Origin of the sequence: Humitalea rosea (genome assembly GCF_003253705.1) — a bacterium.
GTDB classification, from domain to species: domain Bacteria; phylum Pseudomonadota; class Alphaproteobacteria; order Acetobacterales; family Acetobacteraceae; genus Humitalea; species Humitalea rosea.
This window is the reverse complement of sequence record NZ_QKYU01000001.1, coordinates 74,058-100,092: the sequence shown is the minus strand read 5'-3', so window position 1 is coordinate 100,092 and position 26,035 is coordinate 74,058. Positions and strand designations below refer to the sequence as shown.

Sequence of the window (26,035 nt, the reverse complement as noted above, 5' to 3'; positions counted from 1 at the left end):
ATGTGCTACCGCGCAATCCGCGCGATCGCCGCCGCCAGCCGCGCCGCCTCCGCCTCATGCGCCGCCAGGCGGTCGCGGTTCTCCTCCACCACCTCCTCCTTGGCGCGGGAGACGAATTCCGAATTCGAGAGCTTCTTCCGCACCCGCTCGGCTTCGTCCTCGGCCTTGGCCTGTTCGCGGACCAGCCGGGCGCGTTCGGCGCCAAGGTCGATGACATCGGCCAGCGGCAGCATCACCGTGGCCTCGGCCACCGTGACCTGAGCGACGCCGTGAGGGGCATCGCCTTCCAGCGCCACAACCTCGGTGGCGCGTGCCATGCGCGAGATCGCCTCGATCCAGGTTTTGCCGCGCGCCAGGGTTGCCGGCGCCGCATCCTGCAGCAGCAGCGGCACCTTGATGCTGGGGGGCACGTTCATCTCGGCGCGCAGGCCGCGGACCTCGCTGATGAGCAGCACGACCCAGTCCAGCTCATCCCGCGCGGCGGCGGCATTGCGCACGGTGACGGCCTCGGGCCAGGTGGTGCGGATCAGCGAGCCTTCGGGGCCATAGCCGAAACGGTCCCAAAGCTCCTCGGTCATGAAGGGCATGACGGGGTGCAGCAGCTTCAGGATGGTGCCGAAGGCATGCTGGGCGACACCCTTGATCTCATCCTTCTCCGGCCCGTCCTCGCCGAGGAACACCGGCTTGGCGAATTCCAGGAACCAGTCGCAATAGGTACCGCGGACGAATTTTTCCGCGACGCGGGCGTAATCATCGAAGCGGAAGATCTCCAGCGCGGCATTGGCCTCGGCGACCGCGCGGTTGCCGGCATCGAGCAGCCAGCGCGCCAGCGGCGTGGTCGCCGCCGCCGGGTCGAAGGCCGCGTCGGGGGCGACGCCGTTCATCTCCAGGAAGCGCGCGGCGTTCCAGATCTTGGTGCAGAAGGCGCGCTGGTCCTCGACCCGCTTGCGCCCGAGCTTCACATCCCGCCCCGGCCCGGTCAGCGCCGCGATGGTGAAGCGCAGCGCATCGGCGCCATAGGCATCGACCAGCTCCAGGGGATCCATGACGTTCCCCTTGGACTTGCTCATCTTCTGGCCCTTCTCGTCGCGGACGAGGCCATGGATGTAGACGGTGCGGAACGGCACATCGCCCATGAAGTGGCAGCCCATCATCATCATCCGGGCGACCCAGAAGAAGATGATGTCGAAACCCGTGACCAGCACATCGGTCGGGTAGTAGCGCGCGACTTCGGGGGTCTTTTGGGGCCAGCCGAGGGTGCTGAAGGGCCAGAGCGCGCTGCTGAACCAGGTGTCGAGCACATCCGGGTCGCGGATCAGCACGACCTCCCGCCCATAATGCGCGCGGGCGGCGGCGAGCGCCTCCGCCTCGGTGCGTTCGACGAAGACGCGGCCATCGGGCGCGTACCAGGCCGGGATCTGATGCCCCCACCAGAGCTGGCGCGAGACGCACCAGGGCTGGATGTCGCGCATCCAGGCGAAGAAGGTGTTCTCCCATTGCTGGGGCACGAATCTGGTGCGGCCGCTCTCGACCGCCTCGACCGCGGGCTTGGCGAGCGTCGCGGCGTCACAATACCATTGCAGGGTCAGCCGCGGCTCGATCGGCACGCCGGAGCGGTCGCCATGCGGCACCTGGTTCACATGCGGCTCGATCTTCTCCAGGAAGCCGAGGCGCTCCAGCTCCTCCACGATCGCGGTGCGGGCGGCGAAACGGTCCTGGCCCTCCAGCCCTTCGACGAAGGCGGGGTCGGCGATGCCGGGGATGGTCGCAAGCTCGGCGGAGATCTCGGCGAGGTAGATATGGCCCTCGGGATCCAGCACCGTCGGCATCGGCAGCCCATGGCGGCGGCCGACCTCGAAATCATTGAAGTCATGCGCGGGGGTGATCTTCACAGCACCCGTGCCCTTCTCCGGGTCGGAATAGGCATCGGCGACGATGGGGATGCGGCGCCCGGTCAGCGGCAGGATGGCGCGGCGGCCGGCGAGGTCGGCATAGCGCGGGTCCTCTGGATGCACCGCGACGGCGGTATCGCCGAGCATGGTTTCCGGACGGGTGGTGGCGACGGTGATGAAGCGGCCCTCCATCCCCTCGACCGGGTAGCGCAGATACCACAGGTGGCCCTTGGTCTCCCGGCTCTCGACCTCAAGGTCGCTGACCGCGGTCTGGAAGCGCGGGTCCCAGTTCACCAGCCGGCGGTCGCGATAGAGCAGCCCCTGGCGGTAGAGGGTGACGAAGACCTCGCGCACCGCCTCGGACAGGCCGGCATCCATGGTGAAGCGTTCGCGCGGCCAATCGAGCGAGGCGCCGAGGCGGCGCAATTGCCGCGTGATGGTGCCGCCCGACTTCTGCTTCCATTCCCAGACATGGCCGAGGAAGGCCTCGCGCCCGATCGCACGGCGATCCAGCCCTTCGGAGGCCAGCAGGCGCTCGACGACCATCTGGGTCGCGATCCCGGCATGGTCGGTGCCCGGCTGCCACAGCGCGTCCCGCCCCTGCATCCGGCGCCAGCGCACCAGAATGTCCTGGATCGTATTGTCCAGCGCATGGCCGATATGAAGGCTGCCCGTGACGTTGGGCGGCGGGATCATGATGGTGAAGGGCTTGGCGTTGCTCGCCGGATCGGCGGAGAAGGCGCCGGACCCCTCCCAGGCCTCGTAGAGCCGCGTCTCGAAAGCGGCGGGCGTGAAGGATTTGTCGAGCGGCGTGTCAGAGATCGGGGAGGTCATGGCCGCATCCCTGTGGCTCCTCCGCGCGCGCGTCAAGTCCCGCGCGCACCGGCAAGGCTCAGGGCAGCGAGCGGCCGACCACGCGCTCGATCTCGGCCCGCACCAGGCGCTCGACCATGGGCGGCAGATGCTCGTCCAGCCAGGCCTTCAGCAGGGGGCGGATTTCCTCGCGCACCACATCCTCGATCGAGGGGCCGCCACGGCTGACCGAGGCATGACGCTCGGCCACCACGGCGCGCACGAGGCTGCCGACCGCGGCGGCGGCGGCGGCGGCGACCGCGGGGGCCACCAGATCGGCGGTGGTGGTGACGGTTGCCGGCTGGGGGGCCGGCTGGGGCTCAGGCTGCGGCCGGGGCGCGGGCTGCTCCTTGGCGACCAGCATATCCTCGGTCAGGGCCAGCGGCCCCAGTACGGGCGGCCCCAGCGCGGGCGGCACCAGCGGCGGCTGGCCCGGCTCGCCGGGGGCGGGCGTCGTCGCCGTCTCATCCTCGTTCAGGATGCGCCGGATGGAGGCCAGGATGTCCTCCATCGTCGGATCGGCCCCGGCCCCTGGCGGCGTTTGGGGCGGCGTGTTCCGGGCGGGATCCTCCGAGGCGCCGGACATGGTCAGCGCCCCGCGGTCGGGTCGGAGAAGCCAACCCAGCGATTGCGGACGGCACCGTAATACTCGGTCATGTCATAGGCCTGCACCGGCAGCGCCAGATCCTGCGCGGTCAGGCGCCCGATCGAGGCCGCGAGCGAATGGCTCGCCGTGACGACATTGGCCAGGGCGCGGACCAGCGAGACGCGCGCGGTCAGCAGTTCCTGCTCGGCGTTCAGCACATCGAGCGTGGTGCGGCTGCCGACGATGGCCTCCCGCTGCACGCCATCCAGCGCGATCTCGGCGGCGCGGATCTGGGCGCGGACGCTTTCGACCTGGGCGCGGTTGCTGGCCAGGGTCTCCCAGGCGGAGGTCGCCTGCGAGATCGCCGTGCGGCGCTGGTCATCCACCACCGAGCGCAGCCGCACCGCATCCTGGCGCGCCTGGCGCACGGCGGAATATTCCGCGCCGCCCTGGTACAGCGGCACCGTCAGCGTGGCGGTGAGCTGTTCGCCGGTGATGCGGTTGCCGGGCGTGCTGCTGTTGTCGTTGCGGAAGCTGGTCGCGTTCAGCGAGGCCTGCGGCAGCAGGGCCGAGACCTGCACGTCGATCTGGTCCCGCGCCGCGGCCTCGTCGAACAAGGCGGCGACGACGGCGGGGTTGTTGCCGGCGGCCGAGGTGGCGGCCTCCTGTGCGGTGCGGGCGGCGGCGGCCAGCGGCTGCGGTGCGGAGAGGCGGGTCGGCGCGATCCCGATCACCCGCTGGAAGGTGGCGCGGGCCGATTGCAGGCTGCCCTCGCTGTCGGCACGGGTCGCGCGGGCGCCGGCCAGGCGGGATTCGGCCTGGGCGACGTCGGTGCGGGTGATCTCGCCGACGCGGAAGCGCTCATTGGTCGCCTCCAACTGCCGGGTCAGCACCTGCACGTTGTTCACGTTGAGGCGCACCTCCTCCTGGAAGCGGATCACCTGCACATAGGCGGAAATCGCATCGCCAAGCGCCTGCTGCTCGGCGCCCAGCACGCGGGCGCGCTGCGCCAGCACCTGGTTCTCGGCGCGGCGGGTCTGCGCGCGGGTGCGGCCGCCGCGATACAGCGGCTGCGACACCGTCGCCTGGGCGGAAAAGGGATCGCGGTCGATGTTCGAATAGGAGCCGAACTGGTTGCCATTGGCGCCGGTCACCCGGCTGCGGACGTTGGAATCGACGACCGTGCCATAGGAGGTCGAGAGGGAGACCGTCGGGCGCCAGCCGGCCAGCGCCTGGGGCACGTTCTCGTCCACCACCCGAAGCTGGGCGCGGGCGCTGCGCAAGGTCGGGTTGTTGGCATAGGTCGCGGCCAGCGCCTCCTGCAGGGTCTGGGCCCCGGCGGGGGTGGCGACGAGCAGCAAGGCGAGGATGCCGAGGGCCCGCGGCATTCGCGCCAGGCTCGGGGCATTGGAAACGGAAACCGGCATCATGGCCTCACTGCTGGTAGGTGAGCCCGCAGGCCCGGGCGGCCCGGTGAAGGGACGTCAGAATACGAAGCTGGGCCGCGTCGCGAAACCCGGCAAGGGCAAGGTTGCGCAGTCGAAGGCATCCACGGTGCCGAAACCCGCGCCGACCCGCCGGCCGAGCACCGCGCGGGTGCGCGGGGCGCCGCCGGCGAGGATGGCGGCAAGCCGTCCGCCCTCGGCAAGCTGGGCGACCAGCGCATCGGGCAGCGCGGGGATGGCGCCCTCGATCAGTATGGCATCGAAGGGGGCGGCGGCGGGGTGGCCGCCGGCCGGCGGTGCCTCGACCAAGGTCACGGCCCCGGGGGCGGTATGGGCGGCCAGTGCCGGGCGGGCGATGGCGAGCAGGCCGGCATCGGCCTCGACCGCGGTGACGCGGCCGCCGAGCCCGGCCAGGATTGCCGCGGCATAGCCGGTGCCGGCACCGGCCACGAGCACCCGGTCCCCGGGCCGCAGCGCCAGCAGCTGGATCAGCCGGGCGATGATCATCGGCTCCATCAGCGCGCGGCCGCCGGGCAGGCGCACATCCTCATCGACATAGGCGCGGGCGAGCAGGCCGGGGGGCAGGAAATCCTCGCGCGGCAGGGCGCCCATCACGGTGAGCAGGCGGGGCTCGGTGATGCGATTGGGGCGAAGCTGGCCATCCACCATGGCTTTGCGGGCGATCTGATGGGGCAAGATTGGGGTTCCGGCCGAGAGTGCACTGGCCCCAGGTTATAGGGGCTCCGCAGCCCGCGGGAAAGCGCATCGGGACTGGTGGCGCTTGACCGGCGGGCCCAGGGACTGGATACAGCGCCCAGCCAGCTTCTGTCTGGTCCGGTGGCCGAGTGGTCAGGCACGGGTCTGCAAAACCCGCCACGGCGGTTCAATTCCGCCCCGGACCTTTCAGAACCTCTTCCGATCAACCATATCGGAGGGGGTTTCCTCAGCGGAAACTGGGTGCTAAAGGCGGCGCCCACGACTGGTCCCTGATAGCTCAGCTGGTAGAGCGCGCGACTGTTAATCGCTAGGTCGTTGGTTCGAGTCCAACTCGGGGAGCCATTTTTCGTGAGGCGGGGGGTGTTGCGCAAGCAGCACCCCCTTCGCTTTTCAGGCAGGCAGGGTTTCAGCCCAGGCGCCCCGCCGCCCCGGCCGCCAGCCAGCCCAATTGCCCGCGCGCGAAGGTCGCGACCACGCTGCGTGTGCCCCGGTCCATCACCACCGCATCGCCGCGCATGTCGGGCGCGAGCCCGCCGCGATCGGCCAGCCCCAGCGCCGCCGCCGGATTCGCGGAGACCAGCGCCCAGGCGGCCGCGAGGTCCATCACCCCGCGATCGGCCAGCACGAAGGGCGCGAGGCTCAGCGCCGGCCAGACGTAATCGCTCGCCAGCACCGTCACGAGCCCGCGTTCCGCCAGGGGCGCGGCCGAGGCCCAGCCGAGATGGCTGCCCCCCCGCACCACATTCGGCGCCCCCATCACCACCGATTCGCCCTTGGTCCGCGCCTCGGCCGCGACCGCCTCGGCCATCGGGAATTCGCAGATATGGGCGCCAAGGGCACGGAATTCGGCCCGGTCCTCCAGGCTCGCGTCGTCATGGCTCAGCATCGCCACGCCGGCGGCGCGGGCGGCCTCGGCCAGCAGGGCGCGGGCGGCCGGCACCTCGTCCCGCCGGGCCATGGCTTCGGCGGCGAGATCGGCGAACACCTTGGCCGAGACCCCTGCCCGCCCCGCGTATTTCGAAAGCTGCACCGGATCGCCGAGCTTGCGGACGATTCCCGGCGTGTGGTCGTTGAAGCCGAGCACGGCGATTCGCCCGCCCGCCAGCGCGGCCAGCGCGGTCGGGATCGCCGCGAAATTATCCGCCTCGAAGCGCAGATGGATCAGCAGATCGCCCGGCGTCGCCGCGCGAGCCGCATCCAGCGCGTCATCCAGCGCCCGGAAGGCCGCGAGCGAGCGCAGCCCCGGCTCCCAGGACAGGGTCACGCCGAGGCAGGCGGTGGTGATCCCGGCGGCCAGCAACTGCCGCGCCGAATCGGCCAGGGCGAATCCGGGCGAAAAATCCACACCGGGGCGCGGCTGAAAGGCGCGTTCATGCGCATCGCCATGGATATCCACGACGCCAGGCAGCACCAGCAGCCCGGTCGCATCGAAGCACCGCGCGCCCTCCGGCGCCTCGGCGACCACCTGCCCCCCCGCCATGGCCAGCGCCCCCGGCGCCAGCCCCGCATCCCCCAGCATTTGCCCGCCGGTGAGACTCCAGGCGGGGCTCAAGACTCCACCACAAGCTGCACGCGATGCGCCGGATACCGGCCCCAGGAGGCGTCGATCGGCACGCCCTCGCCATCGACATTGATGGCCTCGGTCAGGATCACCGGGCGGGCGCGGGCCATGCCGAGGGTCTCGGCTTCTTCCGGCGTCGGCAGCCGGGCGCTGATACGGGTGGAGAGGCGGCGGTAATCCGCGACCCCGCAGGCGGCGAGAGCAAAGGTAATCGAGGAATCCTCCATCAGGCGCCGCGCCATGGCGGCAAAACGCGGTAGCGGGAAATAATGTGTCCCGAGCACCACCGCACGGCCATCGGCCGAGGACAGCCGCTCCACCCGCAGCACCATCCGGCCGGGGCGGATGCGCAGCGCCTCGGCGACCTGGGGCTCGGCCGGGACCTCGGCGATGTCGAGGATCTTGCCCCCCGGCTCGCGGTTCAGCCGGCGGATGGATTCGGAGAAGCGGGTGCGCGGCCCGAGCGGGTAATCGACCACATCCTCGGCGACGAACGAACCGCGGCCCTGTTCGATCCGCACCAGCCCCTTGCTCTCCATCTCCTCCATGGCGCGGCGCAGGGTGTGGCGGTTGACGGCGAAGCGCTGGGACAGCTCGGCCTCGGTCGGCAGGCGCTCGCCGGGGCTGCGGGCGCCGCTGCGGATCTCCTCCTCCAGCGTGCCGGCGATCTGGCGCCACAGCGCGACCCCGCCGCCACGGGTCAGCACCCGGGCGCCTGCCACCTGGGGGCCGGTCGTCATCGAGGTTTCATGCATGCAGTCGCGATCCGGTGGCATTGGGTGGCTTGACTTTAGCCGGTCAGACATCCAAACGTCTAGACCTATAAAGCCATGCCAGAAGCCCCCTCCCCAGCCTCCCTCAGCACCCCGGACCTGACGGCCGACCGTCAGTCCTGGCTTGCTATCCTGGCCCGCGCCGATGCGGCCACCATCGCAGCGCGGCTTGACGGCCCGCTGCCCGAATTCGCGCGGCTGCGCGGACCAGAGACCGGACTCGTGATGATCCGCGGCCGCCAGGGGGGTGATGGCGCGGCCTTCAACCTCGGCGAGACGACGGTGACGCGATGCAGCGTCCGCCTCGCGGAAGGCGGCGTCGGCCATGCCTGGCGCCTCGGCCGCGATGCACGGGCCGCCGAGCTTTCGGCGGTGCTGGATGCGGCCTTGCAGGACCCCGCCCGGCGCCCGGCGCTGATGCGGGCGGTGATCGCGCCCCTGGCGGCGGCGCAGGCCGAGGCGGTGGCGCAACAGGCGCGGCGGGCCGCGGCGACCCGAGTCAAATTCTTCACCATGGCGGCAATGCGATGAGCGACGGTCTGCTTCCCGGCTTTTCCGACGCCGTCTTCGGCGCCCAGGGCTGCTTCCGCGCCATCCTGGCCGCGCTGTCCGAACCCGGCACCGTCCATGCGCTGGGGGGCGACCTGGCCCCGCCCGCGCCGCTCTGCCCGGCCGCGGCGGCGGTGGTGCTGACCCTGGCCGACCCGGATGCGAGCCTGGTGCATGACGCGGGGCCGGTCGCCGATGCCTTCCTGCGCTTCCACACCGGCGCGCCCGAGGCCGAGCTTGCCACCGCGAGCTTCGTCCTCGCCACCGGCGCCATGCCGCCGCTCGCGGCGCTGACGCCGGGGACGGATGAGATCCCCTCGGCGGGTGCCACGCTGGTCGTCCAGGTCGAGAGCATCGAGGAGGGTGAGGGCTGGACCCTCTCCGGCCCCGGCATCGACGGCCTGCGCCGCCTGAAGGTCACCGGCCTGCCCGATGATTTCCCGGCGCAATGGGCGGCGAACCATGCGCGTTTCCCACGCGGGGTGGATGTGATCCTCTGCGCCGGGGATCGCCTCGCCGGCCTGCCCCGTTCTGTGACTCTGGCCGTGACCTTGGAGGCCTGAGATGTACGTCTCCGTGAAGGGTGGCGAGCAGGCGATCTCCAATGCCCATGCCTGGCTGGCCGAGGCACGGCGCGGTGATGCCGCGCTGCCCGAGCTCTCGGTCGAACAGGTCGAGCAGCAGCTGACTTTGGCCGTGGACCGGGTGATGGCCGAGGGCGCCTGCGCCGATCGCGGCCTCGCGGCGCTGGCGGTGAAGCAGTCGCGCGGCGACCTGATCGAGGCGGCGTTCCTGCTGCGCGCCTATCGCACCACCCTGCCCCGTTTTGGCGGCTCGCTGCCGCTGGATACCGGGGCGATGCGGCTGCAACGGCGGATCTCGGCGACCTACAAGGACCTGCCCGGCGGGCAGTTGCTGGGGCCGACCTTCGACTATACCCACCGACTGCTGGAATTCTCCCTCGCCGCCGCCGGCGAGGCGCCGCCGCCCGCGCCAGAAATGGAACCGGAAGAGCCCGGCCCGCCGCCGCGCGTGACCGCGCTGCTGGCCCAGGAAGGGCTGATGGCTGCCGAGCCCGAGGGCGACGACGACACCCCGCCCCCGGATCTGACCCGCGACCCGCTCTCCTGCCCGGCCTCCCGCGCGCTGCGCCTGCAGGTGCTGGCGCGTGGCGATGAGGGGTTTCTGCTGGGCCTCGGCTATTCGACCCAGCGCGGCTACGGCAACAACCACCCCTTCGTCGGCGAGGTCCGCATGGGCGAGGCCTCGGTCGAGGTGGTGCCGCCGGAACTCGGCTTCGCCATCGACATCGGCGACATCACGCTGACCGAATGCCAGATGGTGAACCAGTTCAAGGGATCGCTGACCGAGCCGCCGCAATTCACCCGCGGCTATGGGCTGGTGTTTGGCCACAATGAGCGGAAGGCCATGGCCATGGCGCTGGTCGATCGCGCGCTGCGCGGCGCCGAGCTTGGCGAGGATGGCGGCGCGCCGGCGCAGGACGAGGAATTCGTGCTGTACCATTGCGACAATGTCGAGGCGACCGGCTTCGTCGAACACCTCAAGCTGCCGCATCACGTCGATTTCCAGTCGGAACTCGAGAATGTGCGTGCCATGCGGGCGGCCCAGCAATGACCTATTCCTACGCCTTCCTCGACGAGGCAACCAAGCGGATGATCCGCCGCGCCATCCTCAAGGCGGTGGCGATCCCCGGGCACCAAGTGCCCTTCGGCGCGCGGGAAATGCCGCTGCCCTATGGCTGGGGCACCGGCGGCATCCAGGTGACGGCCAGCATCATCGGCCGCTCCGATGTGCTGAAGGTCATCGACCAGGGCGCGGATGACACCACCAACGCCGTCTCGATCCGGCGCTTCTTCGCCCGCACCGCCGGGGTCGCGACCACGACCCATACGGCCGAGGCGAGCATCATCCAGACCCGCCACCGCATCCCCGAGCGGGTGCTGCAACCGGGCCAGATCATCGTCTATCAGGTGCCGATGCCGGAGCCGCTGTCGCGCCTGGAACCGCGCGTGGTGGAAAGCACCAAGCTGCATGCGCTGGCCGATTACGGGCTGATGCAGGTGCGGCTCTATGAGGATATCGCGCGGCATGGCCGCAGCGCCTCGGCCTACAACCATCCGGTGATGGTGAACGGGCGCTATCTGATGTCGCCCTCGCCGATCCCCGCCTTCGACAATCCGAAGATGGACCGCATGCCGGCGCTGCAACTCTTTGGCGCGGGGCGGGAGAAGCGCATCTATGCGGTGCCGCCCTATACCAGCGTCAAGAGCCTGGATTTCGAGGATCATCCCTTCGATCCGATCCGCGCGCCGCATCCCTGCGCGATCTGCGGCGCGACGGATTCCTATCTGGATGAGATCGTGACCGATGATGTCGGCGGGCGGATGTTCGTCTGTTCCGACACCGATCATTGCGAGGAGCGGGCGCCATGAGCGCGCCCTTGATGCAGGCAACCGGCCTCACCTTGAATTTCGGCCGCATCCGCGCACTGGATGACGTCGGCATTTCGATCTGGCCGGGCGAGGTCGTGGCCATCGTCGGCGAAAGCGGCAGCGGCAAATCGACCTTGCTGCGCGTGCTCTCGGGCCAGGCGCAGGCCGATGCCGGGCAGGTCCTCTATGATGGCCAGGACGTTGGCGCGATGACCGAGGCCGGGCGCCGCCGCCTGCTCCGCGCCGAATGGGGGTTCGTGCATCAGAACCCGCGCGATGGCTTGCGCATGGCGGTCTCGGCCGGGGGCAATATCGGCGAGCGGCTGATGGCCCAGGGCAATTGCCACTACGGCAATATCCGCAAATCCGCCGCCTCCTGGCTCCAAAAAGTCGAGATCGAGGTGGACCGTCTCGACGACCTGCCCCGCACCTTCTCGGGCGGCATGCAGCAGCGCTTGCAGATCGCGAGAACCCTCGTCACCGAGCCGCGCCTCATCTTCATGGATGAGCCGACGGGTGGGCTCGATGTCTCGGTGCAGGCGCGGCTGCTGGATCTGATCCGGGCGCTGGTCGCCGAGCTTGGCTTGGCCGTGCTGATCGTGACGCATGACATCGCCGCGGCCCGCCTGCTCGCGCATCGCATCGTGGTGATGCGGCACGGCCGCGTCGTGGAGGAAGGGCTGACCGATCGCGTGCTCGACGATCCGCAACACCCCTATACGCAGTTGCTCGTCACCTCGGTGCTGGCGGCATGAGCTGGGCGCTGAAGACCGAGGCGCTCGGCAAGGGATTCACCTTGCATCTGCAAGGCGGCTTGCATTTGCCGGTGCTCGACGATGTCTCGCTTTCGGTGGCGCCGGGCGAATGCGTGGTGCTGGCGGGGCCCTCGGGTGCCGGCAAATCCACGCTGATGCGCTGCCTCTACGGCAATTACGGCGCGGAGCACGGCCGGCTGCTGCTGCGCCATGCCGGCGGCATCGTCGATCTGGCCACCGCCGATGCGCGTCTGGTGCGCGAGATCCGGCGCGATACGCTGGGCTATGTCAGCCAATTCCTGCGCGTCATCCCCCGCGTCTCGGCGCTGGAGGTGGTGGCGCAGCCGCTGACCGATCGCGGCATGGACCGCGAGGCGGCGCTGGCGCGCGCCTCGGGGCTGCTGCACCGCCTCAATTTGCCGGCGCGGCTGCACAGCCTGCCGCCCGCGACCTTCTCGGGCGGCGAGCAGCAGCGGGTCAATCTCGCGCGCGGCTTCGCGCCGGGCTATCCGGTGCTGCTGCTGGACGAGCCCACCGCCAGCCTCGATGCCGCCAACCGCGAGGTCGTCATCGCGCTCATCGCCGAGGCCAAGGCGGCCGGTTCCGCCCTGATCGGCATCTTCCACGATCTTGACGTCCGCGACCGCGTGGCCGACCGGCTGTTCGACGTTGCCCCCATCCAGGATGCCGCATGACCCTCGAGACCATCCTCACCGGCGCCATGCTGGTGCTGCCCGAAGACATCCTGCCCGGCACCATCGTGATCCGCGACGGGCGGATCGCCGAAATTCAGCCGGGGCTCAGCAGTGCTCCGGGGGCCGAGGACCTCGGTGGCGAATATCTGATCCCCGGCATCGTCGATGTGCATACCGACAATCTGGAGCGCCAGGTGCAGCCGCGCGCCGGCGCCCGCTGGCCCTCGCGCAGCGCCTTCCTCAGCCATGACGCGCAGGTCGCGGCGGCCGGCGTCACCACCGTGCTGGATGCGCTCTGCCTCGGCGATCTCGGCTTCGACACCGAGCGCATCGAGACCTTCCGCAACGGCGTCGCCGATATGGCGGCCCTGCGCCCGACCGGGGCGCTGAAATCCGACCATTTCCTGCATCTGCGCTGCGAACTGCCGGCGCCGGACATGCCCATGCTGTTCGAATCCGTCGCCGACAGCGACATGATCCGCATGATCAGCCTGATGGATCACTCCCCGGGCTTCGGCCAGTATGTGGACCTCGACCGCTATCGCGCCATGCGTGGCCGCAGCGGCATGCCCAAGGAGCAGATCGAGGCGCGCATCGCCTTCCTGCTCGACCAGCGCGCCCGCGTCGCCGATCCCAATCGCTACGGGCTGCTCGACCGTATCAAGGGCCGCGACATCGCACTCGCCAGCCACGACGACTGGGACGAGGCCGAGGTCGCGCGCAACGCCGCCGATGGCATCACCATCAGCGAATTCCCGGTGAACATGAAGGCCGCGAAGGCCGCCCGCGCCGCCGGGCAGGAGATCATCGCAGGTGCGCCGAACATCGTCCGCGGCGGCAGCCATTCGGGCAATGTCGCGGTGAAGGCGCTGGTCGCCGCCGGCCTGGTCGATGCGCTGGCCAGCGACTACGTGCCGCCCTCGATGCTGGAGGCGGCCTGGATCGTCGCCGAGACCCTGGGCCTGCCCGCCGCCATCGCCATGATCACCGACCGCCCGGCGCGGATGTTGCGGATGGCCGATCGCGGCCGCATCGCCCCGGGCCTGCGCGCCGATCTGGTGCAGCTTCGCCCGGTGCTCGGCCAGCCCGTCATCCGCCGGGTCTGGACCGAAGGGGTGCGCGTCGCGTGAGGGTCGCGCTCTACTGGGCGCCGGAGCCGGACGATCCGCTGCATACCGCCGGCAGCGCCTGGCTCGGCCGCGATGCCGAGACCGGCGCCAGCCTGCCGATTTCGCCCGAGCGCGCGGCGCTGACCAAGGACCCGCGCGGCTATGGGCTGCATGCGACCCTGAAGCCGCCGTTCCATTTGGCCGTGCCCTATGCCGAGGCGCTGGCGGCGGCGACCGCCTTCGCCGCGGCACGCGCGCCCTTCGACCTGCCACCACTGGCGGTGGCGAATCTGGACGGGTTTCTGGCCTTGCGCGAGCAGGCGCCCTGCCCCGCGCTGCATGCCCTGGCCGATGATGCCGTCTCGGTGCTGGAATCGCTGCGCGCGCCCGCGACGCCGGAGGAGATCGCCCGCCGCCGCCCCGACCGGCTGTCCCCACGCCAGCGCGGCTACCTCGACGCCTGGGGCTATCCGCATGTCTTCGAGGACTGGCGCTTCCACGTCACCCTCACGCGGCGGCTGACGGAGGAGGAGATGGTGGTGGTCAGGCCCGAGGCCGAGGCGGCGGTGAACCCCGCGGCCCAACGCCCGCGCCGGATCGCCTCGGTCTGCCTGTTCACCCAGGCCGGGCCGGGCGCGCCTTTCCTGATCGCCGAGCGGCTGCCCTTCGGCCCTTCCGCCTGAGAGGCACTGGCGGCAGACTGCAACGCATGAAGTATACGAATCTCGGGGCCTCCGGCCTCACCGTCAGCCGTGTCTGCCTCGGCGGGAATTCCTGGGGCTCGGCCGGGCGCCGCGCCTGGTCGGCCTTCGATGCCGAGGGCAGCGCGCCGTTCTTCAAGCGCGCGCTCGATCACGGGATCAACTTCTTCGATACGGCGGATGTCGTTTGCCTGATGCTGCTTTTGCGAAGTGGTGCGCCCGATACTTCGAAAATCACGGACGCGCGTAAAGTGATGATTGATGATGGAAAGAACGGCTGAGATGGCTGATGGAATGAACCTGGAAACTGGCCAGGGGGAAAATTTACGGCGCGTGCGTAGTATGCTTGGCATATCGCAGACGGAGCTATCTCAGCTTTTGGGAGCGTCCCTCATATCTGTCGCTCGATGGGAGCGCGGCGATAGCGAACCCAGCACCGAAACAGTTGCAAAAATAGAGCGCCTGTACGCGGAAGCCATTGCGGGTAGACGCCCTGAGCTCAGCCAGGCGGTTGCTTCCCATACATTTGCATCACGAGGAGCGAGGAGCCGCGCCAGGGCGCTGCCGCTGTTCGATGATGCCGCGATGACAAAGACGGTGCTGACTACAGAACGGCAGCTTCCGCTCATCGAGCGACTGAAATCATCATCCCTCTGGGGGAATGGTGCTACGGCTCTAGCGAATATCTTTGCCGACCACACGTCAGCATCCGCTACATTAGAAACCCCTTCGCATGGGAGTATCTCTGCGGGGAAAAATACTTATACCTACGATGCTCACACATATCATACCAAGGTGCCACCTCAGGGTATTGCTGAGGTCGTCAAACAGTACTTACCAGAAGGCGGCATTGTTCTCGATCCCTTCGCGGGAAGCGGCATGACAGGCGTTGCCGCTCGGGCACTCGGTTACGATGTAATACTGAACGAGCTGTCCCCGGCAGCCAGCTTCATCGCCGACCGATTCACGCGTCGCATCGATCCAAAGCTATTTGCGGCGGGCGTCCGAGCAGTCTGCGAAGCTACCGAATCGGTACGACGCGATTTATATGGTACGCATTGCAGGGAGTGCGGCAAGGCCGCCGAGCTACAATACACTGTATGGTCATACCGGGTAAAATGCCCCTCTTGCGCTGAAGAGTTTGTGCTTTGGGATCATTGCCGCAGCTACGGACGCACGGTTAGGGAGCACAAAATCCTTTCGGAGTTTCCGTGTCCTTGCTGCAAAACCGTGGTCAAAAAGTCTCGGTTGGCAAGGACGGTACCCGTTCCGGTTCTAGTCGGCTATAAATGCTGCCGGAAGGTTCAAGTTGAACATCCACCCAGTCCGCAGGATCTAGAAAACATAAAGCGTATTGAGCTAAGCCCTCCACTGGCGGATGGCTTCTATCCTACCCTTCCGCTTCCTGATGGTATGAATCTAGGCCAGCCAAAGCGACACGGACTAACCTCCGTAGATCTGTTTTATACTCCGCGCAATTTGTCAGCCATGAGTCACATCTGGCAAGCCATCCATCATGTGGCCGACCCTGAACTTGCGGGCTATCTTGGGTTCATCTTTACCTCCCTCTATCAGAGGGTGACTCGATTGTCCGAATTTAGGTTTTGGGGCGGGAGCGGAAACACCGCCAACTTTAATGTTCCGTATATATCGAATGAAGCTAATGTTTTTGCGACATTCGAAAGAAAAGCGAAAACCATTCAAGATCATTTGGAAACTACAGCCGCTCGATATGATGGCAGATGTGTTGTTCACACGGGAAGCGCAACAGATCTAAAATTCATCCCAGACTCATCCATTGATCTAGTTTTTACCGACCCCCCGTTCGGGGCGAACATAAACTATAGCGAAATGAACATACTATGGGAATCGTGGCTGGGATCTTTTACAGACAACCAGTCCGAAGCTATCGTAAACAAGCACCAAGGAAAGAATGCCCAAGCATACGGCGACTTGATGCAGCAAAGCTTAGAAGAATGCCACAGAGTTTTGCGCCCTGGGCATTGGATGTTGCTCGTATTCATGAATTCGTCTCAGGAAATTTGGGAACAACTCCGCCGCGCTATCGCGGGAGCCAGGTTCACTCTTGAGAAAATGGATATTTTCGACAAGCAGCACGGCACTTTCAAACAGTTCGTAAGTGAGAACACGGCTGGCGCTGATCTCATCCTACATTGCCGAAAAGAGGATGGTCCTGTCTCTCAAGCCGCAGACTGCGCATCTGGATCGGACGAAGAGGCCGTTGCTCAGTTTTTACGGCAGCGCGTAGGCCACCTTCCGACGCTTCCTTATCTGCATGTCACCCGACAAGAAGAACTGGATTTTCGGACGCTGTACAGCGAATGGCTCGCTACCGGCCTGCTCGGCAATGGGCGTGTCTGCAATTTCTCTGCCTTCCGAATTTTGGTATCTAGATATCTGGATAATAAATCACAATGAGATCACGAATGACAACACTGCCCGCCCTAAGTTTTGACGAATCGAAAAGAGCAAAAATCCTTCTTGCCACAAAAGTAGCAATGATGATGGGCCGGAAGCTTGAAGAGGGTGATTGGGGCAACGTATATTGCGCGGCGAAGGGAATTCCAGATTCGGGATGGAGCAATCTCCATATTGATGTGAATTACCTGGGTCTTGGCGTTGAGCATAAATTGCTTAGATGCAGCCAGCTTAACGGTCGCCCCATTAAGTCGGTGTGCGGCACGACGCTTATGCACCCGGCGGCCACACGCTCCATCCGTATTGACAATACAAGCGCGCCCGCAAACTTAGTCATGCAAGATGTTTTTCAGCAATACTCCGCCCTAATTAGAACGCGAACAGCCGCCGTTCTCTCGAAGTCTCAGGGGAACGCGCCAGATATGCGCGTAGGCTGGCTTTTGTGGGAGGACAATCTCACAGAGTTTTTGTATTTTGAAGAAGCGATGACTCCGCCAGATCCAAGCCTTTATTATGCTGAATGGAACGAGACTGGCGCGAGAGGCGCCAGAAAATCGAGCAAAAGCCTTTGGATATTTGATAAATCCACGAATCAAAAGAGATATTCTGTGACCACAAGCGCTGGTATTAAAATCCAGCCGTATTTTGATGTTCCAGCCCCCTCTGATCCAAATTTATATTATTTCCGCGTCCAGAGTGAGCCTATTAGCCCAGATACAATTCAAATTTGGGTGGCAGCCTCAACGGCACAGGCATTAAAGCAGCAACTTGGAGAGCTAACACGAGAGAATTTTAGCGCGGCGGTTCTGAGCCTTGCACAAAAAAGCGACCACCAAATTACCCCTATTAATGCTGAGCATGACCTTGCTGTGCCAATTCCAATATCAGTCAGCGCCCATGCTGTTCTGATTTCGATGTGGGAAGGCGCAAAGAGTGACGAGCACCGCGCCCAGCTTTTGCTCAAAGAGCTATCGTAGTTAAAACCCAGCCAGGTCGCGCTGTCCTGGCTGCTGCACCAGAACGGGCTGGCCGCACCCGTGGTCGGGGTGACGAAGCTGGAGCAGATCGACGATGCGGCCAAGGCGACGGAGCTGGTGCTGACGCCGGAGCAGTTGGCGACGCTCGGCGGCTAAAGGCTGCGGCGGATCGCGGCCAGCATCCGCGCGGCACCCTCTTCCGGGGTGCCGTCGTTGACGATCTCGACCACATCCAGCCCCGGCGGCAGCGGCGCCACGCGCGACAGCCGCGCCATCACGCTCGCCGCATCCTCCCGCCCGCGCGCCGCGAGCCGTGCGGCGCGGATCGCATCCGGCACGGTGACGTGCAGCACCCGCAGCGGGAATCGTGCGGCAGCCTCGGACAGAATCGCGCGCGACAGATTGGCGATGACGCAGTCCCCCGCCAGCGCCGCCGCCCCCGCCTCGGCCGGGATGCCGTAGCGCAGGCCATGCGCGGGCCAGTGCAGGCAGAAGGCACCGGCCGCGGCCAGTGCCGTAAATTCCTCCTCCGTCGCGGGGAAATGCGCCTCGCCGCCGGCCTCTATCGGCCGGGTGATCACGCGCCGGACCCAGACCACGCGCGGCTCATCCGCCAGCGCCACGCGGGCCTTATCCAGCAGCGTATCCTTGCCCGCGCCCGAGGCGCCCACCACCGCGATCAGCACTGCCGCCCCCCCTGCCTTGACGCCACCCGTGACACGGGCACCTTCTGCCCCTGACGGCGTCCGAGCGGAAGCCGCGTCAGATGACATGGAAGCCGCGCCGCATGTTCCTTACCCGCCCCGAGATCGCCGGAACCTTCGGCGTCGCCGCCTCAACCCATTGGATCGCGACCGCCGTCGCGATGGCGGTGCTGGAGCGCGGCGGCAATGCCGCCGATGCCGCCGTCGCCGCCGGCTTCACCTTGCAGATCGTGGAGCCGCATCTGAACGGCCCCGGCGGGGACTGCCCGATCATCGTCCATGACGCGGGCAAGAACACGCAATCGGTCATCTGCGGCCAGGGCGTGGCGCCGGCCGGGCTGACGGTCGCGCATGTGAAGGGTGAGCTGGGCCTGGATCTGATCCCCGGCACCGGGCTGCTGCCGGCGATGGTGCCGGGCGCCTTCGACGCCTGGGCGACCCTGCTGCGCGACCATGGCACCATGCGGCTCGGCGAGGTGATGGACTACGCCATCGGCTATGCCACCAATGGCGCCCATATGGTCCCGCGCGTGGTGGCGACCCTGGAGACCGTGCGGCCGCTGTTCGAGGCGGAATGGCCGACCTCCGCGGCACTCTGGCTGCGCGATGGCGGGCCGAAGGCGGGGGGGCTGTGGCGCAACCCGACCCTGGCCGCGACCTGGAACCGGGTGCTGGCCGAGGCCAGGCGCGCCGACCGTGAGGAAGAGATCGAGGCCGCCCGCAACGTCTGGTATCGCGGCTTCGTCGCCGAGGCGATCGGCCGCTTCTCCACCAGCACCGTGAGCCTCGATGCCTCCGGCAAGCGCCATCGCGGCGTGATCACCGCCGATGACCTCGCGAACTGGCGCGCGCCGGTCGAGGCCCCAGCCTCCTACACCTATCGCGGCCATACCGTGCTGAAGGTCGGCCCCTGGGGCCAGGCGCCGGCCTATCTGCAGACGCTGTCGCTGCTTTCGGGCTTCGACCTCGCGGGCATGGACCCGCTCGGCGAGCGCTATATCCACACCATCGTGGAATGCATGAAGCTCGCCTATGCCGACCGCGAGGCCTTCTATGGCGACCCCGATTTCTGCGATGTGCCGCTGGAGGCGCTGCTGTCGGAGACCTATGCCGCCGAGCGGCGCAAGCTGGTGACGGAGGAGGCCTCCCTCACCCTCCGCCCCGGCACGCTGCCGGGCCGCGTCACGCCTTGGGTGGATCACGGCGCCGAGGCCCGTGCGGCGATCCTGACCGCCATCCCCGGCGCCGGGGAGCCGACGGTGGCGCGGCTCGGCGCCTCGGGCGGCGACACCTGCCACATCGATGTCATCGACCGCTGGGGCAACATGGTCAGCGCGACGCCCTCGGGCGGCTGGTTGCAATCCTCGCCGGCGATCCCGGAATTGGGCTTCTGCCTCGGCACTCGCGGGCAGATGTTCTGGCTGGATGAGACGCTGCCGAACGGGCTGAAGCCGGGCAAGCGCCCGCGCACGACGCTGTCGCCGGGGATGGTGCTGCGCGACGGCAAGGGCTGGATGAGCTTCGGCACCCCCGGCGGCGAGCAGCAGGACCAGTGGCAGATCATGATGCTGACACGGATGATCGACCACGCCATGGGCATCCAGGAGGCGATCGACGCGCCCTCCTTCCATTCCGAGCACTGGCCCTCCTCCTTCTGGCCCCGCGTGGCGCGGCCTGGGAAGGTGGTCATCGAGGGCCGCTATGCGCCCGACGTCGCCACGGCGCTTGCGGCGCGCGGGCATCGCGTGACGGTCGGCGGCGACTGGAGCGAGGGGCGCCTGACCGGCGCGCGGCGCGAGCCGGACGGGCAGATGTTCGCCGGCGCCAATCCGCGCGGCATGCAGGGCTACGCCGCCGGGCGCTGACCCAAACGCCCAGGCGCGGAGCCCCGCGCCTGGGCCATGGCCGCATCGTCTCGCCATGCGCCGGGCGCGATTGACAGCCGGGTGCCGCCGTAGTGACTATCATTATGATAGTTATCATCGGACCCCGACCATGCAGCACACCAGCTTCGAGGGCATGTCCTGCCCCATCGCCCGCAGCCTGGAGCGGATCGGGGAGTGGTGGAGCATGCTGATCCTGCGCGATGCCTTCGCCGGCGTGACGCGCTTCGACGAGTTTCAGAAAAGCCTCGGCATCGCCCCCGCCATGCTGACCCGGCGGCTGAAGGGGCTGGTCGAGGCCGGGCTGCTGGAGCGCCACGCCTATAGCGAGCGCCCCCCGCGCCACGAATACCGCCTGACCGCGCGCGGGGAGGATTTCCGCCCGGTGCTGCTGGCGCTGATGGCCTGGGGCAATCGCCACTTCGCCCCCGAGGGCGAGAGCATCATGATCGTCGATCGCAAGACCCGGGAACGCGCCGATCCGGTGCTGGTGGATCGCAAGACCCTCCGCCCCCTGGTCGGGCCGGATTACGTCGTCACCGCCGGGCCCGCCGCCAATGAACGGCTGCGCCAAAGGCTGGCGGAGGACCGCAGCCTCGACTTTACGGGAGGCGTGCGATGACCATCCTTACTCCTGTCGCCCCCGCCCCCGCCGCCATCTCCCGCCCGGCGATGGACCCGCGCACGCTGCGGCTGCTCCAGGCCCCGATCCTGCCGACCCTGCTGCGCATGGCCTGGCCGAACATTCTGGTGATGCTGGCCCAGGCCTCGACCGGGCTGATCGAGACCTGGTGGGTCTCCCACCTCGGGACCGATGCGCTGGCGGGGATGGCGCTGGTCTTCCCCGGCTTCATGATGATGCAGATGCTTTCGGCCGGGGCGATCGGCGGCGGGATTTCCTCGGCCGTCGCCCGCGCCCTCGGCGGCAACCGCCAGGCGGATGCCAATGCGCTGGTGCTGCATGCGATCCTGATCAACCTCGGGCTCGGGATCTGCTTCTCGGCGCTGTTCCTGGTCTTCGGGCCGAGCCTCTACCGCGCCATGGGCGGCAGCGGTGGCTCGCTGGAGGCGGCGCTGCGCTATTCCAACGTGGTCTTCGCCGGGAACATCCTGGTCTGGCTGCTGAATGCGCTGGCAAGCTGCATCCGGGGTTCGGGCAACATGCTGGTGCCCTCGCTCGCGGTCTGCGGCGGGGTGGTGCTGCTGGTGCCGCTGTCGCCGCTGCTGATCTTCGGCCTGGGGCCGATCCCGGCCATGGGCATCGCCGGCGGTGGCTTGGCGGTGGTGCTGACCACGGCGATGACCGCGACGATGCTGGCCCTCTACATCTTTTCCCGCCGCAGCCTGCTGCGCCCGACGCTGGCGCGGCTCCAGGGGCGGTTCTTCGTCGATATCCTGCGAATCGGGGCGGTCGGCTCGGTCAGCACCTTGCAGACCACCTTGACCGTGGCGCTGACCACGGCGCTGGTCGGCGTCGCGGCCGGGCCGGATGCGGTCGCGGGCTATGGCACGGCCGCGCGGCTCGAATATCTGCTGATCCCGCTGGTCTTCGGGCTTGGGGCGCCGCTGGTCGCGCTGGTCGCCACCAACATCGGGGCGCATCAGCCGGAACGGGCGCTGCGGGTCACGCTGATCGGGGGCGCGCTCGCCTTCGCCATGGCCGAGGCGGTGGGGATCGCCGCGGCGATCTGGCCGATGGCCTGGCTGACCCTTTTCGACCACGACCCGCATATGCTGGAGACCGGGGCCGCCTATCTGCGCCTCGTCGGCCCGACCTATGGCTTCTTCGGTCTCGGCCTGTGCCTGTATTTCGCCTCGCAGGGGGCGGGGCGGCTGCTCTGGCCGCTGCTGGCGGGGCTGCTGCGCTTCCTGCTGGCGGTGGGCGGCGGGTGGATCGCGCTGTCGCTGACGGGGTCGCTGACCTGGGTCTTCGCCGCCCTCGGCCTCGCCCTGGTCGCCTATGGCACCACGGTCGCGGTCGCCATCGCCAGGGGGGTGTGGTTCCGCCGGGGCTAGACCCTGCCGCCGGCTACTGGCCCTCGCGCTGGGCAAGGTGGCGGGCGAAGGCCGCCAGGGTCGCGGGGCTGACGTGATGCTCCACCCCCTCCGCATCGGCCTCCGCCGAGGCGTGGTCCAGGCCCAGGGCCAGCAGGAAGCGCACCACCAGATCGTGCCGCTCCCGTGCCGCGGCCGCCATCGCCTGGCCGCCCTCGGTCAGGAACAGCCCGCGATAGGGCTTGGTCTCCACCAGCCCGTCGCGTTGCAGCCGGGCGACCGTGGCGGCCACGGTCGCCTGGGTGACCCCCATGCGGCGCGCGATCTCGACCGCCCGCGCCTCGCCCTCCTGCGCCAGCAGGGCCGCGATCAATTCGACGTAATCCTCCGCCACGGCCGTGCGATCCGCCTCGCGCTGTTGCGCGAAGCGGGCGGCGTGTTCCTCGGCGGGGGGCAGGGCTCGGTGGGCGGGGACTCGCATGGCGAAGGGTGTAGCCAGATCTTGACAGGATCGATAGCTTGCCCACCATGTCATAGCCTAGACTAAGTTTTGGAGGGTTCGCTTGATGTCACCATCCGACGCCGTCATTCCGCCGGTTGGCACAGCGAGTCTGCCCGAGGTGCACCGCAGCGTGGCCGTCCCCAATGCGGGCGGTTTCCTGCGCAAGCTCTTTGCCTTCATGGGGCCCGGCTACCTCGTCGCGGTCGGCTACATGGACCCCGGCAACTGGGCGACCTCGCTCGCGGGCGGTTCGGCCTTTGGCTACACGCTGCTCTCCGTCGCCCTCACCTCCTCGGTGATGGCGATCCTGTTGCAGGCGCTTTGCGTGCGGATCGGCGTCGCCACCGGGCGGGATCTCGCGCAGCTCTGCCGGGAACGCTTTCCGAAATTCGTCTCCTACCCGCTCTGGTTCCTGGCCGAGATCGCGATCTGCGCCACCGACCTCGCCGAGCTGATCGGCACCGCCATCGCGCTGGAACTGCTGTTCGGCATCCCGCTGCTCTATGGCGTCATGCTCACCGCCTTCGACGCGATCCTGATCCTGTGGTTGCAGAGCAAGGGCGTGCGCTGGCTGGAGGCCCTGGTCTTCGGGCTGATCGTGCTGATCGTCGGCTGCTTCGGCGTGCAGATCGTGCTGTCGCAGCCGGATTGGGCGGCGGTGCTGAACGGCTATATCCCCGCCGTCTCGATCGTGACGAACCAGACGCAGCTCTACATCGCCATGGGTATCCTGGGTGCCACGGTGATGCCGCACAACCTGTACCTGCACACCGCCATCGTGCAGTCCCGCGCCTGGACCAGGGATGAGCCAGGCAAGCGCGAGGCCATCCGCTTCGCGACCATCGACAGCAGCATCGCGCTGGTGCTGGCGCTGTTCATCAACTCCTCGATCCTGATCCTGGCCGCCGCGACCTTCCACGCCAGCGGCAATACCGAGGTCGCCGAGATCGGCGATGCCTACCAGCTGATGTCGCCCTTGCTGGGCAGCGGGCTGGCGGCGAGCCTCTTCGCCATCGCGCTGCTGTTCTGCGGGCTGAATGCGACCGTCACCACCACCTTGGCCGGGCAGGTGGTGATGGAGGGCTTCCTGCGCTTCAAGCTCTCCCCGGTACTGCGGCGGCTGGTCACCCGCCTGATCGCCATCGTCCCGGCCGTGGCGGTCACCTGGATCTACGGCAGTTCGGGCACGGCGGAGCTGCTGATCCTGTCCCAGGTCGTGCTGTCCTTGCAGCTGCCCTTCGCCGTCATCCCGCTGATGATGTTCGCGGGCGACCGGCTGCAACTCGGCACCTTCCGCGCGCCGCGCTGGCAGCTTGTGTGCGGCTGGTCGATCGCGGCGATCATGGTCGGGCTCAACCTCAAGCTGCTGGCGGATGCGCTGTTCGGCGGCTAAGCCATTTCGCTGGGGGCGCCGCGCCCCGCGGGAGAATGGCATGCGTGTGACGGGGCCGGGCCGCAGCGCCCAGGGATCGCAGGGCCGCGGGAGCCGGTATGCCGCGCTGCTGCTGCCGCTGCTGCTCGCCGCGACGGCGCCCGCCATGGCCGAGACCCGGCATCTGGCGCTGGTGGTCGGCAATGGCGCCTATGCGGGCTCGGCCGAGGTCCCGGCCCTGCCCGGCTGCATCGGCGCCGCGCGGGATGTCGCGGTGGCGCTGCGGGGCATCGGCTTCGAGGTGGCCGAAGGCTCGAATCTGGGGCGGGGTGAGGCCGATGCGGCCGTCGCGCGCTTCGCGCGCCTGCTGCGTGAGGCGCCGGGGGCGATCGGTGTCGCCTATATCTGCGGGCATCTCGCCGCCTTCAACGCCCGCCCCTTCCTGCTCCCCGTCACGGCGACGCTGCAGCGCGACTCTGATCTGCTGACCCAGGGTGTGCTGGCGCGTCTCGTGGTGGATGCCATGCTGCGCGCCCAGGCCGCGGGCGGGCTGGTCGTGCTGGACGGCTTCCTGCCGCCCAATATGGCACCGGCCCCGGTGACCGCCGGCCTCGCCACCCTGGCCGCCACGGCCGCGGCGGGCGGCATCGGTCTGGTCGCGACCCTGGCGGCACCGGGCCCCGCGCCGACGCCGCTGCCGGCGACGCTCGGCACCGAACTGGCCGGGCCACAGGTGCGGCTCGCGGCGGTGCTCGCCGGGCTGCGGGCGCGGTTGCCGCCCGGCATGGTGGTGGCCTTGGGCGAGCCCACGACGGCCGTGCTGCTGGCCGGCGCATCGCCGCCGCCCCCGCCGCCGCGCGCCGCTGTGGCGGCCCCCGCCGCGGCCCCGGCGGCCCCGCCCGCCTTGGCCGAGGACGCCATGGAGGACGCCGACCGGCGCCGGGTCCAGGCAGCGCTTGCGCGCATGGGCTATTACCTCGGGCAGCCGGATGGCCGGTTTGGGCCCAATAGCCGCGCCGCCATCCGCCGCTTCCAGTTCGAGATGGGCACCGAGATGACCGGCACCCTGACCGTGCCCGAGGCCACCCGCCTGCTCGGACGGCGCTGACCCCGCATGGCGCCCGGCCCAAATCCGGGGTAGAGTCACAAAAATTGACGCATGGCCTTGCCTCCGGCAGGGCGTGGCGATGGAGCTTCCCTCATGCGCCTCCGGCTCAAGTTCAACCTGGTCATGGTCGGAGCGTTCCTGGTGGGGCTCACCATCGCGGCGCTGTTCGCGCGCGACATCGCCGAGGGCACCGCGCGCAGCCAGGTGCTGCAGGAAGCCTCGCTGCTGATGCAGCAGGCGACCGCCGTCCGCGCCTATACCGCAAGCGAGGTCGCCCCCCTCCTCGCCGAGCAGAGTGCCACCCGCTTCCTGCCCCATACCGTCCCCTCCTGGGCGGCGCAGACCGTGGCGCGGACGATCGAGCGCAGCTTCCCCGCCTATGCCTACAAGGAAGCCGCCCTCAACCCGACCAACCCCTCCGACCGCGCGACGGATTGGGAGACCGACATCATCGGCATCTTCCGCCGCGACCCGGCGCTGGTGGAGCATGTCGGCGAGCGGATGACGCCGGCGGGGCCGGTGCTGACCTTCGCCCGCCCCTTCCGCATCACCGATCGCGGCTGCCTGACCTGCCATTCCACGCCCTCCGCCGCCCCCGCGCCGATGATCGAGCTTTACGGCCCCGGCAATGGCTTCGGCTGGCAGATGGGCGAGGTGATCGGGGCGCAGATCGTCTCGGTGCCGATGCAGGTGCCGCTCGACCGGGCGAACACGCAGTTGCTGTCGCTGCTGCTGAGCCTGGGTACGGTGTTCCTGGTGATGCTGGTGCTGCTGAACATCCTGCTGGATCTGGTCGTCATCCGGCCGATCCAGCGCATGACCGCCTCGGCCGAGCGCGTCGCGGCGGGGGGCATGGAGGAGGCGGAGTTCGTGGTCCGCGGCAAGGATGAGATCGCCTCCCTCGGCCGCTCCTTCAACCTGATGCGCCGCAGCCTCGCCAATGCGATGCGGCTGCTGGACAGCTGAC

25 protein-coding genes, 2 tRNA genes and 1 pseudogene are annotated in these 26,035 nt (G+C 68.3%); 20 read left to right on the top strand and 8 right to left on the bottom strand.

The window, feature by feature from the left end; genetic code table 11:
- Positions 1–5: 5 nt before the first annotated feature.
- The 4 genes from C8P66_RS00480 to C8P66_RS00465 all read right to left on the bottom strand — a co-directional run bounded on the left by C8P66_RS00480 (position 6) and on the right by C8P66_RS00465 (position 5,471).
- Positions 6–2,726 (bottom strand): valine--tRNA ligase, encoded by a 2,721-nt coding sequence (locus C8P66_RS00480; protein ID WP_111396175.1) that lies wholly within the window; start codon positions 2,724–2,726, stop codon positions 6–8.
- A gap of 58 nt (positions 2,727–2,784) precedes the next feature.
- Positions 2,785–3,330, bottom strand: coding sequence for a DUF2497 domain-containing protein (locus C8P66_RS00475; protein ID WP_111396174.1), 546 nt, complete (start codon positions 3,328–3,330; stop codon positions 2,785–2,787).
- Positions 3,331–3,332: 2 nt separating this feature from the next.
- The gene (locus tag C8P66_RS00470; protein WP_111396173.1) at positions 3,333–4,718 is read right to left on the bottom strand and encodes a TolC family outer membrane protein; all 1,386 of its coding nucleotides are present in this window, start codon (positions 4,716–4,718) and stop codon (positions 3,333–3,335) included.
- Positions 4,719–4,814: 96 nt separating this feature from the next.
- Entirely contained in the window at positions 4,815–5,471 is a 657-nt protein-coding gene (locus tag C8P66_RS00465) for a protein-L-isoaspartate O-methyltransferase family protein (protein WP_111396172.1), read from the bottom strand.
- Between the two features lie 135 nt (positions 5,472–5,606).
- Here C8P66_RS00465 and C8P66_RS00460 point away from each other — a divergent pair.
- Together C8P66_RS00460 and C8P66_RS00455 are read left to right on the top strand one after the other, a co-directional pair.
- Positions 5,607–5,677: transfer RNA gene (locus tag C8P66_RS00460), tRNA-Cys, on the top strand.
- Positions 5,678–5,758: 81 nt separating this feature from the next.
- Positions 5,759–5,834: transfer RNA gene (locus C8P66_RS00455), tRNA-Asn, on the top strand.
- A gap of 64 nt (positions 5,835–5,898) precedes the next feature.
- Here C8P66_RS00455 and C8P66_RS00450 read toward each other — a convergent pair.
- Both C8P66_RS00450 and phnF read right to left on the bottom strand, forming a co-directional pair.
- Entirely contained in the window at positions 5,899–7,044 is a 1,146-nt protein-coding gene (locus C8P66_RS00450) for an alpha-D-ribose 1-methylphosphonate 5-triphosphate diphosphatase (protein WP_146422634.1), read from the bottom strand.
- On the bottom strand, positions 7,041–7,793 hold the full coding sequence (phnF, locus tag C8P66_RS00445) for a phosphonate metabolism transcriptional regulator PhnF (protein WP_111396457.1): 753 nt from the start codon (positions 7,791–7,793) through the stop codon (positions 7,041–7,043). The genes C8P66_RS00450 and phnF overlap by 4 nt, the downstream gene beginning before the upstream one ends.
- A gap of 90 nt (positions 7,794–7,883) precedes the next feature.
- Between phnF and phnG the strand changes: the two genes are divergently transcribed.
- The 12 genes and pseudogenes from phnG to C8P66_RS00385 form a co-directional block, all read left to right on the top strand.
- A complete protein-coding gene (gene phnG, locus C8P66_RS00440; RefSeq protein WP_111396170.1) occupies positions 7,884–8,357 on the top strand; it encodes a phosphonate C-P lyase system protein PhnG in 474 nt (157 codons plus the stop codon).
- Positions 8,354–8,938: a phosphonate C-P lyase system protein PhnH gene (gene phnH / locus C8P66_RS00435; RefSeq protein ID WP_111396169.1), complete on the top strand. Its 585-nt coding sequence runs from the start codon at positions 8,354–8,356 to the stop codon at positions 8,936–8,938. Before phnG ends, phnH begins: the two co-directional genes overlap by 4 nt.
- 1 nt (position 8,939) lies before the next feature.
- Positions 8,940–10,010: a carbon-phosphorus lyase complex subunit PhnI gene (locus tag C8P66_RS00430; protein WP_111396168.1), complete on the top strand. Its 1,071-nt coding sequence runs from the start codon at positions 8,940–8,942 to the stop codon at positions 10,008–10,010.
- Positions 10,007–10,828, top strand: a complete 822-nt coding sequence (locus C8P66_RS00425; protein WP_111396167.1) for an alpha-D-ribose 1-methylphosphonate 5-phosphate C-P-lyase PhnJ — start codon at positions 10,007–10,009, stop codon at positions 10,826–10,828. Before C8P66_RS00430 ends, C8P66_RS00425 begins: the two co-directional genes overlap by 4 nt.
- Entirely contained in the window at positions 10,825–11,583 is a 759-nt protein-coding gene (gene phnK / locus C8P66_RS00420; RefSeq protein ID WP_111396166.1) for a phosphonate C-P lyase system protein PhnK, read from the top strand. Before C8P66_RS00425 ends, phnK begins: the two co-directional genes overlap by 4 nt.
- On the top strand, positions 11,580–12,278 hold the full coding sequence (gene phnL / locus C8P66_RS00415) for a phosphonate C-P lyase system protein PhnL (RefSeq protein ID WP_111396165.1): 699 nt from the start codon (positions 11,580–11,582) through the stop codon (positions 12,276–12,278). The genes phnK and phnL overlap by 4 nt, the downstream gene beginning before the upstream one ends.
- Positions 12,275–13,408 (top strand): alpha-D-ribose 1-methylphosphonate 5-triphosphate diphosphatase, encoded by a 1,134-nt coding sequence (locus tag C8P66_RS00410; RefSeq protein WP_111396164.1) that lies wholly within the window; start codon positions 12,275–12,277, stop codon positions 13,406–13,408. Before phnL ends, C8P66_RS00410 begins: the two co-directional genes overlap by 4 nt.
- A complete protein-coding gene (locus C8P66_RS00405) occupies positions 13,405–14,070 on the top strand; it encodes a DUF1045 domain-containing protein (protein WP_245903136.1) in 666 nt (221 codons plus the stop codon). Before C8P66_RS00410 ends, C8P66_RS00405 begins: the two co-directional genes overlap by 4 nt.
- A 26-nt stretch (positions 14,071–14,096) precedes the next feature.
- The gene (locus tag C8P66_RS24040; RefSeq protein ID WP_211313987.1) at positions 14,097–14,369 is read left to right on the top strand and encodes an aldo/keto reductase; all 273 of its coding nucleotides are present in this window, start codon (positions 14,097–14,099) and stop codon (positions 14,367–14,369) included.
- Complete coding sequence (locus tag C8P66_RS00395) at positions 14,350–16,527, top strand: DNA methyltransferase (RefSeq protein WP_211313986.1); 2,178 nt, start codon at positions 14,350–14,352, stop codon at positions 16,525–16,527. The genes C8P66_RS24040 and C8P66_RS00395 overlap by 20 nt, the downstream gene beginning before the upstream one ends.
- 8 nt (positions 16,528–16,535) lie before the next feature.
- Positions 16,536–17,504: a hypothetical protein gene (locus C8P66_RS00390; RefSeq protein WP_111396162.1), complete on the top strand. Its 969-nt coding sequence runs from the start codon at positions 16,536–16,538 to the stop codon at positions 17,502–17,504.
- Positions 17,505–17,519: 15 nt separating this feature from the next.
- Positions 17,520–17,660: pseudogene (locus tag C8P66_RS00385) on the top strand (aldo/keto reductase); the annotation flags it as partial.
- On the opposite strand, the gene phnN reads toward C8P66_RS00385, so the two are convergent.
- Complete coding sequence (gene phnN, locus C8P66_RS00380; RefSeq protein ID WP_245903134.1) at positions 17,657–18,190, bottom strand: phosphonate metabolism protein/1,5-bisphosphokinase (PRPP-forming) PhnN; 534 nt, start codon at positions 18,188–18,190, stop codon at positions 17,657–17,659. The pseudogene C8P66_RS00385 and the gene phnN overlap by 4 nt on opposite strands.
- Before the next feature lie 101 nt (positions 18,191–18,291).
- Between phnN and C8P66_RS00375 the strand changes: the two genes are divergently transcribed.
- The 3 genes from C8P66_RS00375 (at position 18,292) to C8P66_RS00365 (ending at position 22,107) form a co-directional block, all read left to right on the top strand.
- Positions 18,292–20,073, top strand: coding sequence for a gamma-glutamyltransferase family protein (locus C8P66_RS00375; RefSeq protein ID WP_111396159.1), 1,782 nt, complete (start codon positions 18,292–18,294; stop codon positions 20,071–20,073).
- 130 nt (positions 20,074–20,203) lie between these two features.
- Positions 20,204–20,713, top strand: coding sequence for a winged helix-turn-helix transcriptional regulator (locus tag C8P66_RS00370; RefSeq protein WP_111396158.1), 510 nt, complete (start codon positions 20,204–20,206; stop codon positions 20,711–20,713).
- Positions 20,710–22,107 carry an MATE family efflux transporter gene (locus C8P66_RS00365; protein ID WP_211313985.1) on the top strand — a complete coding sequence of 466 codons (1,398 nt, stop codon included), beginning with the start codon at positions 20,710–20,712 and terminating at the stop codon, positions 22,105–22,107. The genes C8P66_RS00370 and C8P66_RS00365 overlap by 4 nt, the downstream gene beginning before the upstream one ends.
- 13 nt (positions 22,108–22,120) lie before the next feature.
- On the opposite strand, the gene mntR is transcribed toward C8P66_RS00365, so the two are convergent.
- The gene (mntR, locus tag C8P66_RS00360; protein ID WP_111396156.1) at positions 22,121–22,567 is read right to left on the bottom strand and encodes a manganese-binding transcriptional regulator MntR; all 447 of its coding nucleotides are present in this window, start codon (positions 22,565–22,567) and stop codon (positions 22,121–22,123) included.
- 85 nt (positions 22,568–22,652) lie between these two features.
- Here mntR and C8P66_RS00355 point away from each other — a divergent pair, with 85 nt between their 5' ends.
- The 3 genes from C8P66_RS00355 to C8P66_RS00345 all read left to right on the top strand — a co-directional run bounded on the left by C8P66_RS00355 (position 22,653) and on the right by C8P66_RS00345 (position 26,034).
- Entirely contained in the window at positions 22,653–23,981 is a 1,329-nt protein-coding gene (locus C8P66_RS00355; RefSeq protein WP_111396155.1) for an Nramp family divalent metal transporter, read from the top strand.
- Between the two features lie 40 nt (positions 23,982–24,021).
- Complete coding sequence (locus tag C8P66_RS00350; RefSeq protein WP_158537040.1) at positions 24,022–25,068, top strand: peptidoglycan-binding protein; 1,047 nt, start codon at positions 24,022–24,024, stop codon at positions 25,066–25,068.
- Positions 25,069–25,161: 93 nt separating this feature from the next.
- Positions 25,162–26,034, top strand: coding sequence for a c-type heme family protein (locus C8P66_RS00345; protein WP_111396153.1), 873 nt, complete (start codon positions 25,162–25,164; stop codon positions 26,032–26,034).
- Position 26,035 lies beyond the last annotated feature (1 nt).

Excerpts from the sequence above, each read along its gene's own strand:
- phnL (WP_111396165.1), top strand. The coding sequence starts at position 11,580 with ATGAGCTGGGCGCTGAAGACCGAGGCGCTCGGCAAGGGATTCACCTTG.
- C8P66_RS00370 (WP_111396158.1), top strand. The coding sequence starts at position 20,204 with ATGCAGCACACCAGCTTCGAGGGCATGTCCTGCCCCATCGCCCGCAGC.
- phnF (WP_111396457.1), bottom strand. The coding sequence starts at position 7,793 with ATGACGACCGGCCCCCAGGTGGCAGGCGCCCGGGTGCTGACCCGTGGC.
- C8P66_RS00350 (WP_158537040.1), top strand. The coding sequence starts at position 24,022 with ATGCGTGTGACGGGGCCGGGCCGCAGCGCCCAGGGATCGCAGGGCCGC.
- C8P66_RS00390 (WP_111396162.1), top strand. The coding sequence starts at position 16,536 with ATGACAACACTGCCCGCCCTAAGTTTTGACGAATCGAAAAGAGCAAAA.
- C8P66_RS00480 (WP_111396175.1), bottom strand. The coding sequence starts at position 2,726 with ATGACCTCCCCGATCTCTGACACGCCGCTCGACAAATCCTTCACGCCC.
- C8P66_RS00425 (WP_111396167.1), top strand. The coding sequence starts at position 10,007 with ATGACCTATTCCTACGCCTTCCTCGACGAGGCAACCAAGCGGATGATC.
- C8P66_RS00395 (WP_211313986.1), top strand. The coding sequence starts at position 14,350 with ATGATGGAAAGAACGGCTGAGATGGCTGATGGAATGAACCTGGAAACT.
- C8P66_RS00365 (WP_211313985.1), top strand. The coding sequence starts at position 20,710 with ATGACCATCCTTACTCCTGTCGCCCCCGCCCCCGCCGCCATCTCCCGC.
- C8P66_RS24040 (WP_211313987.1), top strand. The coding sequence starts at position 14,097 with ATGAAGTATACGAATCTCGGGGCCTCCGGCCTCACCGTCAGCCGTGTC.
- C8P66_RS00470 (WP_111396173.1), bottom strand. The coding sequence starts at position 4,718 with ATGCCGCGGGCCCTCGGCATCCTCGCCTTGCTGCTCGTCGCCACCCCC.
- C8P66_RS00410 (WP_111396164.1), top strand. The coding sequence starts at position 12,275 with ATGACCCTCGAGACCATCCTCACCGGCGCCATGCTGGTGCTGCCCGAA.
- phnG (WP_111396170.1), top strand. The coding sequence starts at position 7,884 with ATGCCAGAAGCCCCCTCCCCAGCCTCCCTCAGCACCCCGGACCTGACG.
- C8P66_RS00475 (WP_111396174.1), bottom strand. The coding sequence starts at position 3,330 with ATGTCCGGCGCCTCGGAGGATCCCGCCCGGAACACGCCGCCCCAAACG.
- phnK (WP_111396166.1), top strand. The coding sequence starts at position 10,825 with ATGAGCGCGCCCTTGATGCAGGCAACCGGCCTCACCTTGAATTTCGGC.
- phnH (WP_111396169.1), top strand. The coding sequence starts at position 8,354 with ATGAGCGACGGTCTGCTTCCCGGCTTTTCCGACGCCGTCTTCGGCGCC.
- C8P66_RS00355 (WP_111396155.1), top strand. The coding sequence starts at position 22,653 with ATGTCACCATCCGACGCCGTCATTCCGCCGGTTGGCACAGCGAGTCTG.
- mntR (WP_111396156.1), bottom strand. The coding sequence starts at position 22,567 with ATGCGAGTCCCCGCCCACCGAGCCCTGCCCCCCGCCGAGGAACACGCC.
- C8P66_RS00345 (WP_111396153.1), top strand. The coding sequence starts at position 25,162 with ATGCGCCTCCGGCTCAAGTTCAACCTGGTCATGGTCGGAGCGTTCCTG.
- C8P66_RS00430 (WP_111396168.1), top strand. The coding sequence starts at position 8,940 with ATGTACGTCTCCGTGAAGGGTGGCGAGCAGGCGATCTCCAATGCCCAT.
- C8P66_RS00375 (WP_111396159.1), top strand. The coding sequence starts at position 18,292 with ATGTTCCTTACCCGCCCCGAGATCGCCGGAACCTTCGGCGTCGCCGCC.